The organism is Plantactinospora sp. CA-294935 (genome assembly GCF_050936445.1).
Classification (GTDB): domain Bacteria; phylum Actinomycetota; class Actinomycetes; order Mycobacteriales; family Micromonosporaceae; genus Plantactinospora.
Genome location: NZ_JBNJMU010000001.1, coordinates 8,096,199 through 8,113,262, shown reverse-complemented (window position 1 = coordinate 8,113,262; position 17,064 = coordinate 8,096,199). Strand labels below are relative to the sequence as shown.

At 68.9% G+C, this 17,064-nt stretch carries 14 protein-coding genes and 1 pseudogene; 10 read left to right on the top strand and 5 right to left on the bottom strand.

Annotated features, from left to right (window positions below; translation table 11 throughout):
• Positions 1-47 precede the first annotated feature (47 nt).
• The 3 genes from ACQEVC_RS35715 to ACQEVC_RS35705 all read left to right on the top strand — a co-directional run bounded on the left by ACQEVC_RS35715 (position 48) and on the right by ACQEVC_RS35705 (position 1,231).
• Positions 48-356, top strand: a complete 309-nt coding sequence (locus ACQEVC_RS35715; protein ID WP_432886877.1) for a BON domain-containing protein — start codon at positions 48-50, stop codon at positions 354-356.
• Between the two features lie 174 nt (positions 357-530).
• Positions 531-782 (top strand): hypothetical protein, encoded by a 252-nt coding sequence (locus ACQEVC_RS35710; RefSeq protein WP_432886874.1) that lies wholly within the window; start codon positions 531-533, stop codon positions 780-782.
• Positions 783-787: 5 nt separating this feature from the next.
• A complete protein-coding gene (locus ACQEVC_RS35705) occupies positions 788-1,231 on the top strand; it encodes an STAS domain-containing protein (protein WP_432886871.1) in 444 nt (147 codons plus the stop codon).
• Between the two features lie 117 nt (positions 1,232-1,348).
• Here the strand turns inward: ACQEVC_RS35705 and ACQEVC_RS35700 are convergent, their stop codons facing one another.
• The gene (locus ACQEVC_RS35700; RefSeq protein WP_432886868.1) at positions 1,349-2,815 is read right to left on the bottom strand and encodes a peptide MFS transporter; all 1,467 of its coding nucleotides are present in this window, start codon (positions 2,813-2,815) and stop codon (positions 1,349-1,351) included.
• Positions 2,816-3,294: 479 nt separating this feature from the next.
• On the opposite strand from ACQEVC_RS35700, the gene ACQEVC_RS35695 reads away from it, so the two are divergent.
• Genes ACQEVC_RS35695 through ACQEVC_RS35685 form a run of 3 tightly spaced genes read left to right on the top strand, consistent with a single transcriptional unit; the run spans position 3,295 to position 5,941 of the window.
• Positions 3,295-3,972 (top strand): response regulator transcription factor, encoded by a 678-nt coding sequence (locus tag ACQEVC_RS35695; RefSeq protein ID WP_432886865.1) that lies wholly within the window; start codon positions 3,295-3,297, stop codon positions 3,970-3,972.
• Entirely contained in the window at positions 3,969-5,324 is a 1,356-nt protein-coding gene (locus tag ACQEVC_RS35690; protein WP_432886862.1) for an ATP-binding protein, read from the top strand. Before ACQEVC_RS35695 ends, ACQEVC_RS35690 begins: the two co-directional genes overlap by 4 nt.
• Positions 5,325-5,332: 8 nt before the next feature.
• On the top strand, positions 5,333-5,941 hold the full coding sequence (locus ACQEVC_RS35685) for a GerMN domain-containing protein (RefSeq protein WP_432891893.1): 609 nt from the start codon (positions 5,333-5,335) through the stop codon (positions 5,939-5,941).
• A gap of 241 nt (positions 5,942-6,182) precedes the next feature.
• On the opposite strand, the gene ACQEVC_RS35680 is transcribed toward ACQEVC_RS35685, so the two are convergent.
• The 3 genes from ACQEVC_RS35680 to ACQEVC_RS35670 all read right to left on the bottom strand — a co-directional run bounded on the left by ACQEVC_RS35680 (position 6,183) and on the right by ACQEVC_RS35670 (position 10,498).
• Positions 6,183-8,909, bottom strand: coding sequence for an HAD-IC family P-type ATPase (locus tag ACQEVC_RS35680; protein WP_432886859.1), 2,727 nt, complete (start codon positions 8,907-8,909; stop codon positions 6,183-6,185).
• A gap of 569 nt (positions 8,910-9,478) precedes the next feature.
• Positions 9,479-9,895, bottom strand: a complete 417-nt coding sequence (locus tag ACQEVC_RS35675) for a PRC-barrel domain-containing protein (RefSeq protein WP_432886856.1) — start codon at positions 9,893-9,895, stop codon at positions 9,479-9,481.
• Between the two features lie 249 nt (positions 9,896-10,144).
• Complete coding sequence (locus tag ACQEVC_RS35670) at positions 10,145-10,498, bottom strand: STAS domain-containing protein (protein ID WP_432886854.1); 354 nt, start codon at positions 10,496-10,498, stop codon at positions 10,145-10,147.
• A 794-nt stretch (positions 10,499-11,292) separates the two neighbouring features.
• Here ACQEVC_RS35670 and ACQEVC_RS35665 point away from each other — a divergent pair.
• From ACQEVC_RS35665 to ACQEVC_RS35650, 4 genes and pseudogenes are all read left to right on the top strand, one after another.
• Positions 11,293-11,469, top strand: a pseudogene (locus ACQEVC_RS35665) (TetR family transcriptional regulator); the annotation flags it as partial.
• A 42-nt stretch (positions 11,470-11,511) separates the two neighbouring features.
• Entirely contained in the window at positions 11,512-11,985 is a 474-nt protein-coding gene (locus tag ACQEVC_RS35660; RefSeq protein WP_432891890.1) for a hypothetical protein, read from the top strand.
• Between the two features lie 92 nt (positions 11,986-12,077).
• Positions 12,078-12,992 (top strand): ATP-binding cassette domain-containing protein, encoded by a 915-nt coding sequence (locus tag ACQEVC_RS35655; RefSeq protein ID WP_432886851.1) that lies wholly within the window; start codon positions 12,078-12,080, stop codon positions 12,990-12,992.
• Positions 12,992-14,650 carry an ABC transporter permease gene (locus tag ACQEVC_RS35650; protein WP_432886848.1) on the top strand — a complete coding sequence of 553 codons (1,659 nt, stop codon included), beginning with the start codon at positions 12,992-12,994 and terminating at the stop codon, positions 14,648-14,650. Before ACQEVC_RS35655 ends, ACQEVC_RS35650 begins: the two co-directional genes overlap by 1 nt.
• A 305-nt stretch (positions 14,651-14,955) precedes the next feature.
• Here the strand turns inward: ACQEVC_RS35650 and ACQEVC_RS35645 are convergent, their stop codons facing one another.
• Positions 14,956-17,058 (bottom strand): beta-galactosidase, encoded by a 2,103-nt coding sequence (locus ACQEVC_RS35645; protein ID WP_432886845.1) that lies wholly within the window; start codon positions 17,056-17,058, stop codon positions 14,956-14,958.
• Positions 17,059-17,064 lie beyond the last annotated feature (6 nt).

The window sequence follows — 17,064 nt, the reverse complement described above, 5'->3', positions numbered from 1 at the left end:
GCACCTCCGGTTGCGCCGGGGCGGGTGGAGCGCGTTCGGAGCGCGCCATGACGGGGCTGTGGCCGCTTCCCGATGACGGCTCCTGGTCTGGCCGGCCGTCCCACCGCCAGGTGCCTCGACCGCACGAGGACGAGCTGCTCGCTGACCGAGTCGTGGCGCGGTTGGTCCAGGACGAGCGGACCCGTCTGCAGGACATCGCCGTCGAGGTGCAGAACGCTGTCGCGATCCTCACCGGCCGGGTCGAAACGGCGGAGTTGATATTCGTTGCTGGCGGCCTGGCGTGGCAGACCATCGGCATCGTCGACGTCTGTAACGCGCTCGAGTCGTCCGACGGGGACGACTTGGCCGGCATCTAGCCGATTCCGGGGAGTGGCCGCACCTGATGCAGGGGTGGCTGCACCTGGTGGCAGGGAGGAACTGTGCAGGCGATCATTTGTGGGGCGGGTATTGCTGGCCTCACCCTGGCCCGAACGGGACTCCTGGGAGGTGGTCCTGGTCGCGCGGGAGGACAGCCACGGGCCGATGAATATATGATCGACTTCTTTGGCTCCGCCTGTCACGTGACCGGGACGATGGGGTTGCTGCCCGAGCTGCGGCAGACAACTACCAAGGTTGTCGAGCTGTTCTATCTGAACCAGGACGAGCATGCCGAGGGCGATATTGCGTACTCGCGGGTCGCATCGGTCTTCACCGGCCGGATCCTGTCGTTCCGACGGCAGACGCTGCGGAAGACGTGCGACGACCTCGGCGGCCTGACGAGGCCACCGGAGACCGGGACGTGAGCGCTATGAACGACCGCGGGCAGCCCGAAGCGACCATCTCGATCATTGAACAGCACACTGACTCCGGCGTCCGGCTTCTGCTGTCCGGCGAGATCGACCTGGCCACCGTGGGGCAGATCGGCGACGCGATCACCGACGTGCTGACCCGGGACAACCCGTCGGCCATCGTGCTCGACCTGCAGAACGTGTCGTTCATTGACTCCTCCGGCATGGGTGAGCTGGTTCGATGTCACCAGGCCGCTGCGGTGAGCGGTAGCGTCCTGAGGTTGGAGAACCTTGCCCCGTTCCCGCACCGGCAGCTATGGGCGACCGGGCTGCTCGGCCTGTTCGGCCTCGCCGACATACCTGGTCGCGACGAGATCCTGATGCCGCAGACCTCAGCAACCAGTCCGGAGACCCAGTCAACTGAGGTGTCGAGCCAGGCAGCGGCTCGCGAATGTCACGGTTGACCATTGCCACCGCCGGCCTGCTCTCACCCGGTGCGGGTGTGCTGCTCCTCGGCGCTCGCGGAGGTCCGCGTGGTGGTGCCACTGAGCTGACACCCCATCCACTAAGGACAGCGATGGTCAGCGGACGCCGCTCATGAGCCGGCGCACGAGCGGGCTGAGGGCGGCGAGTATCAGGCCGAGCACGATGGCGGTGCCGCCGAGGACGCCGAAGTAGCCGGCCTCCTGATCCTCGCTGTAGTACCTGGCAAGGGTGCCCGACATGGCGGTGCCGAGGGCCACCGAGAGGAAGAACAGCGCGACCATCTGAGTGTGGAAGGCCCGGGGTGCGAGCTTGGTGGACAGGGAGAGGCCGACCGGCGACAGCAGCAGCTCGGCGATGGTGAACACGAGCAGGATGCCGACCAGTGCGAGTAGCGGTGCGCTGTTCGGCCCGCCGCTGGCAAGTGGCAGGAACAGCAGGAACGCCACGCCCATCACGGCCGTGCCGGTGGCGAACTTGACCGGGGCCGATGGTTGTCGAGGGCCGAGCCTGGTCCACAGGGCCGCGAACAGGCCCGCGAGGACGATGATGAAGACGGGGTTGATCGACTGTACCCAGGAAACCGGCATCTCCCAGCCGAGGATCCGGCGGTCCAGTCGGGTGTCCGAGTAGATGGTCACGACGGTGAACTGCTGCTGGTACAGCGACCAGAACGCGGCACTGGCGACGAACATCGGGATGAACGCGATGACCCGCCGCCGTTCGGTTCCGGTGATCACCCTACTGGCCAGGATCACCACGAAGTACGCTACTGCGGCGGCGGCGCTGAGCACGACGACGATGCCCGACAGCCGCCGTGCCGGCAGCAGCCCCGTGAACGCCGCCACGGCGACGAGACTGATCACGACGGCGGCGGCTGCCGCGACGAGGGGCCGGCGAGCGGTCGGCAACGGGTTCGGCACCTCACGCGCGGCGCCGGTCAACCGCCGGCGGCCGAGGGCGTACTGGGTCAGACCAGCCGCCATGCCGACCGCGGCAAGGCCGAACCCGTAGTGGAAGCCGGCAGTCTTCTGCAGCAGACCGGTGGCGAGCGGCCCGAACAGTGCGCCGAGGTTGATCCCCAGGTAGAACAGCGAGAACCCGGCGTCTCTACGATCGTCGCCCTCGGCGTAGAGCGTGCCGACCAACGACGTGGCGGTGGCCTTCACCCCGCCGCTGCCGAACGCGATCAGGATCAGGCCGATCCCCACACCGACCAGGCCGGGCAGCACCGCCAGGCAGACGTGCCCAGCCATGACCAGAATGGCGCTGTGGAACAGTACCCGCTCCGCACCGAACAACCGGTCGGCCAGCCACGCGCCGAGCACCGTGGACAGGTACACCATCCCGCCGTATGCCCCGACGATGCTGGTGGCGGTGTCACGGTTGATGCCGAGGCCGCCGTCGGCACTGGCGTAGTAGAGGTAGATGAGCAGGATGCCCTGCATGCCGTAGAAGGAGAACCGCTCCCAGAGTTCGACACCGAACAGGTTTGCCAGCAGTGGCGGCTGTCCGAAGAAGGTCCTGTTCCGCGCTGGCGTTGGCGCGGTATCGGTTGTCGCCATGGCGTGCCGGTACCCCGTTCGTCCGAGGACTACGCCGAATCGGCCGTGGCGTTTCCGTCCGGCGAGTCGGTCGTCCGACGGCGCTGGCCGGCGATGCGGGTGTCGGGCGTACTCGGCAGACGGCAGTCCGACGTCGTCGGGTGGAGCAGCCGCTCGCATGGTTCCGTAGCCGGATCGTGGCGGCCGGTGCCGTGCAGAGCGTCGACGAGTACAGGTGCAAGCCCGGTACGGCTCCGTGTCCGGACGCCGTCGGAGGCGGCGATGTTCCGCGGGGAGGGCGTGTGGGTACGGAATGGTCCGCGCGGCCGATCGCCTGGGTGAACGACGGCCTCCGCGTTGTGTAGGTGCTGTTTTCGGGAGTGGATCCAGCGTCTGATCGGGGTATGGCGGTACCTCGGCGGTTGTGTGACAGTCCCGTGACAAACCGCCAAGACGCGTGCCGAAGTGCCTACGGTTGTGCGGCTGGGCATGATTTAGCGATGGAACAGGTGCTGTTGATCGAGGACGATGATCGTATCCGGCTGTCGTTGACGCTTGGGCTGGAAGACGAGGGCTACACGGTCCGGGGCGCGGCGACGGCGGAGGAAGGACTTCGGGAGCAGCGACGCGCTCCCGCCGACACGGTGCTCATCGACCTGATGCTGCCCGGCCTCGATGGCTTCGAATGCATCCGGCAACTGCGTTCTCGCGACGACGTGCCGATCGTGGTGGTCAGCGCGCGCGACGACACGCACGACATCGTGGCGGCGCTGGGAGCTGGCGCGGACGACTACGTCGTCAAGCCGGTGGCGGTGAAGGAACTGTCCGCGCGGCTGCGGGCGTTGCGGCGCAGGGCCCGCGCGAGCACGGTCTCGGCCGTGCCGGCGCTGGTCTTCAAGGACCTCGAGATCCGGCCGGAGGCCGGTGAGGTGGCCCTGCGGGGCGAGCCGGTGGCGGTGACCCGCACCGAGTTCCGGCTGCTGTGTGAGCTGGCCGAGCATCCCGGCCGGGTGCTGTCCCGGGCACAACTGCTGGAGCGGGTCTGGGAGTACGCGTACGGGGACGAGCGCCTCGTCGACGTGCACATCGGCAGACTGCGGCAGAAGATCGAAGACGACCCGACGGCGCCACGGCATCTGGTGACCGTCCGCGGCATGGGCTACAAGCTGCTCAGATGAGACGCCCTGGCCTGCGCACCCGGGTCGCCGCCGGTTTCGCGGCGGGCGCCTTCGCCCTGTCGGCGTCGATGGCCGCCCTCACGTACGAGTTCACCAGTCAGGCGCTGATGGCCGGCCGCGAACGCGGTGCCCTGCGCTCGGCGTACCTTGACGCCGGGGTCGTGCACGCCGGCCTGGCTACCGAGCCGCCCGACATCTCGGCCGTGCTCAGCACCCTCAACACCGGTAACACCCGACGAGCCCTGCTTCGCCGGGAGAGCCGCTGGTACGCGCGCGCCGCCGACGCGGGCCTGACCGACGCGATACCGCCGGGGCTGCAGCGGCTGGTCGAGCAGGGCAAGGTCGGGATGCAGCGGGTCCGTACCGACAGCGGCCCGGCCGTCGTCGTCGGCGTCCCGTTGCCGTCCGATACCGGCTTCTACGTCGTCGACTCGATGCGCGAGCTCGACCAGACCCTGCGCACCCTCGCCTTGGTGCTCACCTTCGTGGCAGCGGGCACGACCGCGGCCGGCGCCGGACTCGGCTGGTATCTGACCCGGCGCGTGCTGCGCCCGCTGGACACGGTCACCGCTGCCGCGCGCGAGATCACCGCCGGCGACCTCGGCGCCCGTCTCGACCCGGCCACGGAACCCGATCTCGAACGGTTGACGACATCGTTCAACGAGATGGTCGACCAGCTTGCCGCCCGCCTGGAACGGGATCGGCGGTTCGCCGCCGACATCAGCCACGAGCTGCGTTCGCCGCTGCAGACGCTGTCCGCCGCTGCCAGCGTGCTGGACCGGCACCGCCCGCGCCTCGACGACCGTGCCGCGACCGCCGTCACCCTGCTCTCCGACGAGGTGGCCCGCTTCCAGCGGCTGGTCACCGACCTGTTGGAGTTGGCTCGCGACGACCGGCCTCCGCAGCGCACACCAGTCGAGGTCGCCGAGCTGGCGCGCGAGGAATGCCACACCCGCGGCCTGCCGCCGGAGGTGGTGCAGGTGGTCGACGGGAGCACACCTACCTGGTCGGTCGACGGGCGCCGGTTCAGCCAGATCCTGAGCAATCTGCTCGACAACGCCGAACGGCACGGGGGCGGCCCGACCGCCGTGCGCCTCAGCCAGACACCCGACCTCTTCGTCCTGGAGGTCGACGACGAGGGCCCCGGCGTACGACCGGAAGACCGCGCCGACATCTTCGACCGATTCGTACGTGGCCGCGCCGCCAGCGCGAGGGGAGACAGCGACGGCACCGGCCTCGGCCTCGCCCTCGTGGCCCGGCACGCCACCGCGCACGGCGGACAGGCGACGGTCACCGACCGGCCCGGCGGCGGCGCCCGCTTCCGCGTCGAACTGGGCAGGACGAACCCGTGACCGCCCCCATCGGATTCCGCCGGGCCGCCGCGCTGCCACTGCTGCTCGCGGCCGTCGTCGCCGGCTGCGGAGTACAGGCCGAGGACACCGCCCGGGAGGTGGATCCACCCAACGGGGTTTCGCACGTGTGGGCGACCCCGACACCGCCGGATCCCGCTCCAGGCGTCGGCGCCGTCCCGGCGCGTCTGTACCTGGTACGGGACGGCGAACTCGTCGCCGTCACCCGCCACGTCGACGCTCAACCCGGCGTCGACGAACTCGTCGACGCTCAACCCGGCGTCGACGAACTCGTCGACGCCCTGCTCGCCGGCCCCACCGACGTCGAACAACGCGAGGGCCTCACCAGCGCGCTGCTCGGCAACGACATCGTCGTCGGCGTTCAGCTCAGCGGTAGCCGGGCCACGGTCGAACTGACCGATGCCCTGGACGAGACCGGCCGCAGCGACCAGATCCTCGCGTTCGCGCAGATCGTCTGCACCCTCGCCGCCAAGCCCGGTGTTACGGCCGTGTCGTTCACCCGCGCCGGGCAGCCCGTCGGCGTTCCCCGCGCCGACGGCTCGCTGTCCGAATTGCCGGCGACCGCCGCCGATTACGCGAGCCTCGTCGTTGGCCAATAGGCCGTTGCTACAACGGCCGAGTGACCTCGCTGGCGGAACTTGCCGGCCTTCATAGCCAGCGATAGCGACTCTCGCGGGACGTTGCCGTCTCGGGAGGCCAACGCTTGGTACCCTCACTGCCTTTCGTGCATCGGCCGCGGCGGCCGACGCACGAGCGTGACCGACGATCTGCCGGGCGTTGAGCGTCTGCCGGTCGGACGTGTCACTCCTGCCGGACGCGATCAGCGGCGGTAGCGGTGGATCAGACCTGTAGGAGCGGCCTGCGAAGCCGTTTGTCGACGGCGACCACGGTAGCCGTCGCCGCGGCCAGGACGAGGATGCGTAGCCACGCGTCGGCGTGGACCGGAGCGGTGTCGAAGATCCTGTTCATGGCGGGCACGTAGGTGATGGCGACCTGGCCGATGGACTGCAGGGTCAGGCCGGCCCAGATCCAACGGTTGGAGAAGAGGCCGATACGCCAGGCGGACCGGGTGATCGACCGGCAACTGAACAGGTAGATCGCCTCGACGACGACGAACAGGTTGAGTGCGGCGGTGCGTGCCTCGGCGACGCTGGCGCCGTGGTCCCGTTCCCAGTTGAACAGCCACCACGTGCCTGCGACGAGCAGTGCTGACACCAGCAGGATGCGCACCAGAAGAGCGCCCGTGAGCAGGGGGCGGGCCGGGTCGCGGGGCTTGCGTCGCATGATGCCGGCCTCTTTCGGTTCGAAGGCGAGCATCAGGCCGAGCAGGACCGCGCTGGTCATGTTGATCCACAGAATCTGGGTGGGCAGCAGGGGTAACGCGGTACCGAACAGGATGGCCACGAGTACGACCAGACCCTCGCCGAGATTCGTCGGCAGGGTCCACACGATGAACTTCGTGAGGTTGTCGAAGACGCCGCGGCCTTCCTCGATGGCGGCTTCGATGGTGGCGAAGTCGTCGTCGGTGAGCGCCATGTCGGCGGCTTCTCTGGCGACTTCGGTTCCGCCACGGGACATGGCGATGCCGATGTTGGCCTGGCGCAGGGCGGGTGCGTCGTTGACCCCGTCCCCGGTCACGGCCACTACATGGCCGCGTTGCTGAAGCGTCTCGACCAGCCGAAGTTTCTGCTCCGGCGAGACCCGGGCGAACACCCGGGCCCGGTCGACCGCCTCCGCGTACCGTTCGTCCGGTAGTGCGTCCAGGTCCGCGCCGGTCAGCACCCTGGCGTCACGCTCCTCGCCGAGGATGTCGAGCTGGTCGGCGATCGCGGTGGCCGTCGTCCCGTGATCCCCGGTGATCATCTTGACCGCGATACCGGCGGTGTGACACGCGCGTACTGCGGGCGCCGCGGCGGAGCGGGGCGGATCGAGCATTGCCTGCAGCCCGGTCAGCACCAGGCCGCCGGCCAGCGTCTGCTCATCGAAGTGTTCCGCGTCCGTGTCCACGTCGCTGCTCATGGCGGTGGCCAGCACCCGCAGCCCCTGACCCGCGAGACTCTCGGCGGCGTTGAGGACGGCGTCTACGTCCAGTCGCCGGTTGGCCCCGTCGGCGCCCATTTGGGTACGGCACAACGCGATGATCCGCTCGACGCCGCCCTTGACCAGAGCCACCCGGCCGCCGCTGTTCGGCTCCTCGTGCAGGGTCGCCATGTACTGACGCTCGGAGCTGAAGGGGACCGTGCCCATTCGGGGGTAACCGGTGGTGACTTCGTGGTGGTCGAGGCCGGCCTTGGCGGCGACGACCAGCATCGCCGCCTCCGTGGGGTCACCGATGAGCACCCACTCGTCCCCTTCCCGGTGGAGCTGGGCATCGTTGCAGCCGGCACCCGCGAGCAGACTCCAGCACAGGGCTTGACTGGCCGCTGCCGTCACCGCCGCACCCTGGCCGTCTCGCAGTTCGCCGTCCGGTGCGTAGCCGGCGCCGGTGACCGTGAACTGGCCGTCCGCGGTCCACACCGTCCGTACCGTCATCTGGTTCTCGGTCAGCGTGCCGGTCTTGTCGGAGCAGACCACCGTGGTGCTGCCGAGCGTCTCGATCGCCGGCAGTCGGCGGACGACGGCTCGCCGCCGTGCCATCCGGGTCACCCCGATGGCCAGGGTGATGGTGACCGCCGCTGGCAGCCCTTCCGGAATCGCACCCACCGCGAGGGCGACGGCCGCCGTGAACGTGCCAACCACTTCTTGGCCGCGAAGCAGACCGATCCCGAACGTGACCGCGGCCAGGGCGAGGATGACCACCGTCAGGACCTTGCTGAATCGGGCGAGCTTGCGGGTCAACGGCGTGGCCAGCGTCTCGGCCGCCCCGACCAGGCGGTGGATCTGTCCCAACTCCGTCTCCGGGCCGGTCGCCACGGCGACGCCGGCGCCGCTACCGGCTGTTACCAGCGTGCCGGAGTACGCCATGTTGCGACGGTCTGCCACCGGTGCCGCCGCGGGTAGTACCGCCTCGTCCTTGACGACCGGCATGGATTCGCCGGTCAACGCCGACTCGTCTATCCGCAACTGCGCCAACCGGACCAGGCGCACGTCGACCGGGACCTTGTCGCCCGCCTCCAGCACGGTCAGATCACCCGGCACGAGTTCCTCCGAGGGCACCGACTGGACACGGCCGTCGCGGATCACCCGCGCCTGGGTGCGTACCATCGCTCGCAGGCTGTCCAGCGCGGCCTCGGCCTTGGACTCCTGTACGAAGCCGATCGCCGCGTTGACCAGGACCACACCGAAGATCACTGCGGAATCGACAAACTCGCCCAAGACCGCCGTGACCACCCCGGCGGCGATCAACACGTAGATCAGGGGGTTGTGAAACTGACGCAGGATCCGTCGAAGCCCACCGCCGCGTGCGGCGGTGGGAAGCGTGTTCGGCCCGAATCGCTTCAGCCGGCGCGAAGCCTCCGCGCCAGTCAGCCCGTGGTGCGGATCCGTCCCGAGTAACAGCACGACCTCGTGGGCGGACACACTGTGGTGGACATTGTCCGGCGAGGTGGGCGGCTCATCCGATCCCATCGTCAACTCCCTCACCTCGTAAGGGATCCCGACCGAACCAGGGGCTACCGACAGGCTGGTCGGGGACGTGGCTGTGTTGGGCGGCCCAGGTCACTGATGGTCGCCCCCAGTGCTGAGCGCGCCACTCGGAGCTGCCCCTATCGACAGGTTATCCGCATTCGCTCGGATTGGTGATGGATCCACCCGACCACCATCCGGCTGCTGATGGCGGGTGATGGCTGCAACGGTCGTGGTTATGAGAAATGCCCTGTCACTACGTACACGTCCGCTACCGTGCCCGTTGGCTTGACCGTAGTCAGCCACGGTCAGCGCTTCAGCGAAATGGTGGTACGCACTCGATCGGGCGACTTTCAGACATCCCTTGGGCCAGGACGCGACGATTGCCTCGGGATGCCGTCCTCGTACGAGTGAACCTTTTTCAACCTGAACCGCGCGGCGCCCACGCACCGCGTCCGACCGTGCGGTCCGGCGGACCACAAGGGGAGGTTGAAAAAGGTTCAGTGATTGGCTGACGATCCTTGCCTGCCGATGCCGACGAGGTCGCCGACCTGAGTAGTCGCCAGGCGGGGTCAGCGGTAGTAAGGGTAGCCGGGGTAGACATACCCGGGCGCCCAGAAGGGGGCGTCGCCGTAGTGGCCGTACAGGCTCTCGAAGTCGGGCCCGTCGAGCAGGGACGGGTCATACCCGGGCGCGTCCGAAACCCGTTCGCCGGACTCGTTGACGTAGACGGCGTCGTCGTCGACACGGGCGACGGCGTCGACAGGGACGAACAACGGGGTGGCGCCGATGCCGAGGATGCCGCCCTGCTCGACGAGTAGGAAGCGGACCTTGTGGCGCTCCCCGTCGGTCAGCAGGTCTTCCACCTTGCCGATGTCGTTACCGTCGCGATCGCGGACCTTCCGGTCTCGGATGTCCTCGGCCGGGTCGGCCAGGACCTGCCCGGAATCGCTGAGCCTGACCAGGGAGGCTTTGCCCTCGTGCGCCATGGTGTCCTCCTTGCCTTCCTCGGTACTTTCCCGGTCGCAGAGACGCCATCTTGATAGGCGCACGGAGTGCCAGGTGGGCCCCGGGCAGCCTGCGTGGTGACGACAGCCTTGCAGACCCTCCGGCATCCGCTCAGCCACCACGCGGGCGGGCGCCTGCTTAGCCGCCCGATGGCGGCGGTGCGTGCAAGCGCCTCCCCAAGGCGGGTGAGCATCCGCAACGGCATCGTGCCCTGGGCGCAAAGAGGCCGGTCAGGCGCCGCCGTTCACCTGGTGCTGCGCCTCCCCCGGTGCGGGTCGGGGCAGCACAGCGGTGAGACCGCGCGTGCGAAGGTGTTCGTAGACACTGGGGTGAGGCTCAACGACCACGAGAGCGGCGCCACACGCGGCGGCGGCCGTGTAGCCCGACCTCAGGGCGTCCACGCCCGCGTCGTCGATCGCCGGTACCGCACGAAGGTCGACGAGAATCCTGTCGGGCTTCGTGGCGGCCAGCACCGCGGTAACCCGGTCCTGCAGTTTGGATGCGTTGGCCGAGGTGATGGCACCGTCGGGTTGGATTGCGATCGCCGCGTCGGGCAGCCGACGGGTAGTGATGATCAGTGTCATGGTTCCTCCATGGGAATCGGGAGGCCATACGCCCCGGTGTGCGATCACGCCGGGTGAGTTCCCGTTCGGTGTGCCAGCAATGGGCTGGGGATGACCGCAGGCGGCAGCGCCGGGTGGGGATCGGCCAGCCTCGTCGTATCGGGCCAAGTTATCCATCCGATGTGGCGATCCCTCCGCGGGCAGGTGTCAGTCCTGTGACAGGCGAGCTAGGCCGGGAGGCAAGCGGACAGGCGTTTCAGACAAGAGCGCGTGTTTCAGTTGGTCCTTGCCGTACGGGCTGGAGGGTGGAGGTCCTGCCCCGGAGCCTGCCGGAGGGGTGGGTGACAACGGGGCCGGTCGGCGTTGGCGACGAAGTGAACCACCGACGGCCCGCGCCAACGTCGCCCCGCAGTCCAAGCCTGCGGGCAGCGGGCAAGATGTCGCGGTTCTGATCGGCCGAAGCAGACGGCGCAGGGAGTTCCAGGAAGTGAGCGCCGTTTGGTGTCTATCCGGCCGGGCAACTCCTGCTATGGCGGCTTCTGGACCGGGCTACCGATCGTCGCTCGCCTCCCTTTGAAGTGGCTGGCGAAGGTGGCCCTGGGGGGCGCAGCGCCGGAGTGCGGAGGAAGGGCGGCTACGGCAGCTGGAGATTTTGGTGCTGATCTCGGTCCAGGCAGGGCTCGCTTCTGGCGGGTCGTGGTGGACCGTGGTCAGCCAGGTGGGTGGTACTGCCGTGTTGATCGCGACCTTGCCCTCCAGCGAGCGCAGCCGCTTCCGCCGTTGCGCCGGATTGAACGAGTGTTTAATGTGTTGGTATGGCATCGGCCGACGTGGCTTCGGTGGGCGGGGCTGGTGACGTCCTGACCGCTGATCGGATCCGCGATGCTGCCATCGAGCGGTTCGGGCGTGACGGCTTCCGTGCGGGGCTGCGGTCGATCGCCGCGGATGCGGGTGTGACCGCCGGCTTGGTGGTGCACCACTTCGGTTCGAAGGACGGGCTGCGTCGCGTCTGCGACGAGTACGCCTTGGCGGTTATGCGCGAGCAGAAGACGAAGACGCTGACCGACGGCACGGCGGCGATGTTCATGGCGCAGTTGGCCGAGGTCGAGCGGTTCGCACCGGTGGTGCGGTATCTGCTGCGCAGCCTGCAGGCCGGCGGGGACCTGGCGGTGACGCTGATCGAGCAGATGACCGCGGACGCCGAGGAGTACCTGGCCGCGGGGGAGGCGGCCGGGGTGATCCGGCCTAGCCGCGACCGGTCTGCCCGTACGCGCTACCTGGCCTACCAGGCGGCGGGTGGCATGGTGTTGTGGTTCACCGTGCACGGCGCGACCGCGGAGCCTGAGTCGTTCCGTACGCAGTTCCGCCGGTACGTGGAGGAGATCACCCTGCCCGCCCTGGAACTGTTCAGCCAGGGGTTGCTTGTCGACCGGTCGATGCTCGACGACTACCTGATGTATGTCCCGGATCCGCCGTCGGATGGTGACGCGGCCACGGCCGCACGGTAATTACCACGCCCCCGCGCGGGGCTTCTCCTCACCATCCGACGACACGTTGCCCAGAGACTGTTCTGGGCTGCCTTCGAACGGGACATACGACCATGACTGCTGCTATCGACATCCAACACCTCGACAAGTCCTTCGGCCGGGTGAAGGCGCTGAACGGTCTCGACCTGACGGTCGATACCGGCCACGTGCACGGCTTCCTCGGCCCCAACGGCGCCGGCAAGTCCACTACTATCCGGATCCTGCTCGGACTGCTGCGGGCGGACGCCGGCCAGATCCGCATGCTCGGCCGCGATCCGTGGACGGATGCGGTGCCGCTGCACCGCCGGCTCGCCTACGTACCCGGTGACGTGGAGCTGTGGCCCAATCTGACCGGCGGTGAGGCGATCGACCTGTTCGCCCGGCTCCGCGGCGGCACCGTCCCGGCCCGGCGGGACGAGCTGTGTGAACGGTTCGATCTGGACCCGAGTAAGAAGGGCCGGACCTACTCCAAGGGCAACCGGCAGAAGGTGGCCCTGATCGCGGCGCTGGCCAGCGACGTCGAGCTGCTCCTGCTCGACGAGCCCACCGCCGGGCTGGACCCGCTGATGGAAGCGGTGTTCCAGGACTGCATCCGCGAGGCCAAGGCCGCCGGCCGGACCGTCCTGCTGTCCAGCCACATCCTTGCCCAGGTCGAGGTCCTCGCCGACCAGATCTCGATCATCCGGCAGGGCCGGATCGTCGAGACCGGCTCGCTGGCCGAGCTGCGTCACCTGACTCGCACCTCGGTCGAGGCGATCGTCGATCGTCCCGCCGACGCGCTCGCCGGCCTGGCCGGCGTACACGACCTGCGGGCCGAGAACGGCCACGTCCGCTTCGAGGTCGAGGGCGACCACCTTGCCGCGGTGGTGCGGCAGTTGGCCGAACTCGGTGTGCACGGGTTGACCGCCCGCCCGCCGACCCTGGAGCAGTTGCTGCTGCGCCACTACGACGACCGGCTCGGTCACAACGCTGCCGGGCAGGTGGCGTGATGGCCACCATGACCGTCGACCCGCCGACGCGTTCCGCCAGTTCCGACGGGACGGTGCTCACCGGTACCGGCACGCTCCTGCGGCTCATGCTGCGGCGCGACCGGATCCGGTTCCCCGCCTGGACGCTCGGGCTGACGCTGATGATGACCTACTACTCGACCGCGATCGGTGGCGTCGTCCAGAGCCCGGAGGACCTCGAAGGGCTGAGCGCGTTCTCCGGCAGCCCGGCGGGTGCCGTGTTCGGCGGACCCGGTTTCGGGTTCGACGAGTTGACCATCGAGCGGTTCCTCGCCGGCCAGTACGGGCTCTACATGTTCGTCGGCGCCGGACTGATGGGTTTGCTCACCGTCGTCCGGCACACCCGCGCGGAGGAGCGCAGCGGCCGGGCCGAACTGGTCCGCGCCAATGTCGTCGGCCGGCATGCCCAGCTCACCGCCGCGCTGACCCTCACCGCCGCGATGGGCGTGCTGGTCGCGCTGCTGGTCGGTGTGCTGATGGCCGCCAGTGGCTACGGCGTGGGCGGGTCGCTGCTGTTCGGTGCCGCCATCGGCGCCGCGGCGTTGGCCTTCGCGGCGGTCGCGGCGGTCACCGCCCAGCTGTCGGAGTACCCTCGGGCGGCTGGCGGCATAGCCGGTGCCGTCCTCGGTGCCGCGTTCCTGCTGCGCGGCCTGGGGGACATGGCGGCGGTCCAGGGTAGTGGTCCCTCGTGGTTGTCCTGGCTGTCGCCGATCGGCTGGTCCCAGCAGACCGCGTCGTACGTCCACGACCGCTGGTGGCCATTGGTGATCTCGTTGGCGTTCGCGGTGGCGACCGCCGCCGTGGGTTACACGCTGTCGGCGCGCCGCGATCTCGGTGCGGGCCTGATCCCGCCGCGCCCGGGCTCTCCCCGCGCCGCCGGTTGGCTGGCCGGTCCGCTCGCGCTCGCCTTCCGGTTGCAACGGGCCAGCCTGATCGGCTGGAGCGCCGCTCTGCTCGTCAGCGGCCTCGCCTACGGATCGTTCACCCAGCCGATACTCGACGGCTTTGAGAACGCGCCCGAAGATCTCGTGGCGGTGATGGGAGGTTCGCAGGACATGCTGGCCGGCTTCCTCGGCCTGATGGGCCTGACCATGGCGTTCACCGTCGCGATCTTCGCCATACTCGCCGTGCACGCCCTACGCGGCGAGGAGACCGGCGGCCGTACCGAGCCCGTCCTCGCGACCGCCGTCAGCCGTTCCGCCTGGATCGGCAGCCACCTCGCCGTCGCCGCCGTCGGCGTGCCCTGGCTGCTTCTGGTCGCGGGCGCCGGAATGGGGATCGGCGCGGCGGTGAGCACCGGTGACGCCGGACTGGTCGGCGACCTCATCATCGGCCATCTCGCCCACACCCCGGCGGTCTGGCTCGTCCTCACCGCCGCCGCCATCCTGTACGCTGCCGCGCCACGGCTGCTGCCGGCGATCTGGGCAGTCCTCGGATACGCCCTGATCGTCGGCTTCTTCGCACCGATCCTCGATATCCCCGTCGGCGCCGTACGCCTGTCGCCGTTCGAACACATCGGGGAGTACCCGCTCGACGAGGTCAGCATCGCCGCCGTACTCATCCTGAGCGTGTTCGCCGCCGCGGTCGCCCAGGCGGCCGTGGCCGCGTTCCGCCGACGCGACCTGACCAGCACCGCCTGATGGGATGACACCGTCGCTGCGTGGGCTGGCCGTTCGGCCCGCGCAGCGCGGAAGGCGAGTTGGTGGTCCGAGCAAGCCTGTGAATGCGCTTGCCCTTGAGCATGCGACGGTGCTGGTATGGCCACGGACGGGCCGATGCCGCCCAGCAGATCGCGTTGATGACCTCCCGATGATCCCGCCACCGCCTGCCACGAACGGGCTGTGTCGACAGCGGCAGCGCCCGCACGGTCCACTCGTGCCTACTCAGATCGCCTGGTACGGCGAAGGGCCTAGGCCAGCGAGATCCGTGATCCGCGAGGCAGAACCTAGCCGGCCTCGTCGGACGGACGACGCACCACCAGAACGCCGTCAGCCTCGAGTAACGCCGTGTCCGCGTTGACGCGTTCGCCGGGGACGCTGGTCGTGTCGATCGGTGTGTTGGTTCTGTTGATGAGGAAACGGTAGGGCCCGCGCACGGTCAGTTCTACGCGGCCGCGCAAGCCTTCGGGTAGTTCGCTGTGGACGCCGGCCCGGTCGGCCAGGTCGGCCAGAACGGTGGACAGGGCTTGTGGTCCGAGTCGGGTGGAGACGTAGGCGGCGGAACCGGCCCCTGCGGTCCGTCGGGTGATCGCCGGCCGGCTGGCGTGGTCTCCGGTCTTGTACCAGGCCAGGACCTCGGTGGTGGGCTCGGTGACTTCGATGTGGTCGGTCCACAGGGTGCCGGTGGTGCCGTTGTCGAGCATGACGCACTGGTCGTCGAGCAGTGGGCCGAATTCCTGGATCCGGATGCCCAGCACGTCCCGTAGCGCACCGGGGTACCCACCGAGCCAGACCCGGTCGTGTTCGTCCACGATGCCGGAGAAGTAGGTGGTGACCAGGTGGCCTCCGCCGGTGACGAATCCTGCCAGCCGGTCGGCGAGGGGGCTGGGGATAACGTGGAGAATGGGGGCGATGAGCAGGTCGTAGTGTTCCAGCGGGGCGGTGGCGGGGACGACGTCGACGCGGATGCCGATGTTGAGGAACGCCGTGTACCAGTCCAGTGCTTCCTGGCGGTAGCGGAGTCGATCGGTGGGGTGGGAGTCGAGTTCGGCGGCCCACCAGGACTCCCAGTCGAAGACAATGGCGGCCTTGGCGCGGCCGCGCACAGTGCCGGCTACCGGCGCCAGGTCGCGCAGGGCGGCGCCGAGGTCGGTGACGGCGCGGAAGACGTCGCTGTCCTGGCCGGCGTGCGGGATCATCGCAGAGTGGTATTTCTCGGCGCCAGCCGCGGACTGACGCCATTGGAAGAAGCAGACCGCGTCGGCGCCGTGGGCGACGTGGGTGAGCGAGTCCCTTGCCATCTGGCCGGGGTGCTTGGCGACGTTGACCGGCTGCCAGTTGACGGCGCTGGTGGAGTGCTCCATGAGGAACCAGGGCTGGCCTTCGGCGAGATTTCCGGTGAGGTTGGCGGAGAACGAGAGCTCGTCGTATGCCTGCGGCCCGGGCGCCAGATAGTGGTCGTTGGCGATGAAGTCGACCTCGGGAGCCCAGTCGGCGTAGTTCATGCCGCTGATCCCACCCATGATCATGAAGTTGGTGGTGACCGGGGTGTCGGGAGTCAGCTCCCGCAGCAATTCGCGTTCGGCACGCAGGTGATCTTTGAGTGCGTCGGAGGAGAACCGTTTGAAGTCCAGTTGCTGTGCGGGGTTCGGGTAGGAAGCGGCCAGGCGAGGCGGCAGGATCTGGGTCCAGTCGCTGTAGTGCTGGGACCAGAAGGTGGTGGCCCAGGCGTGGTTCAGCGCGTCGAGGGTGTCGTATCGGGCGCGTAGCCATGTGCGGAACGCCGCGGCGGCGTCGTCGGAGTAGTCATAGACGTTGTGGCAGCCAAGCTCGTTGGAGATGTGCCACGCGGCCAGGGCGGGGTGGGCGCCGTACCGTTCGGCGAGCTTGCTGGTCAGGTGAAGGGCGTGGTAGCGGAAGATCGGCGAGGTCGGCCGCCAGTGTTGCCGGCCGCCGGGCCAGAGCGTGCGGCCGTCGCGATCGACGGGCAGGATCTCCGGGTGCCTGGAGGTCAGCCAGGGCGGCGGCGACGCGGTGGCGGTGGCCAGGTCCACCGCGATGTCGTGGGCGTGCATCAGGGCCATCACCTCGTCCAACCAGGCGAAATCCCATTCATCTTCTGCGGGCTGCAGTCGGGCCCAGGAGAAGATCGCTAGCGAGACGATGTTCACGCCGGCCCGCCGCATTGCCTGCACGTCCTCGTGCCATGTGTCGCGGGGCCATTGCTCGGGGTTGTAGTCGGCGCCGAACCCCAGGCGCGCCCGGCTGGGGTCGGAGGGCCAGCGTAGCCATCGGTGACCGCGGTGTTGTCTCACGACGAACTCCCAACGAAGCTGCGTATGTTCACGTGAACACGGGCGTCCGGTCGCAGCGTGGCGGCCGGACGGCAACCGGGG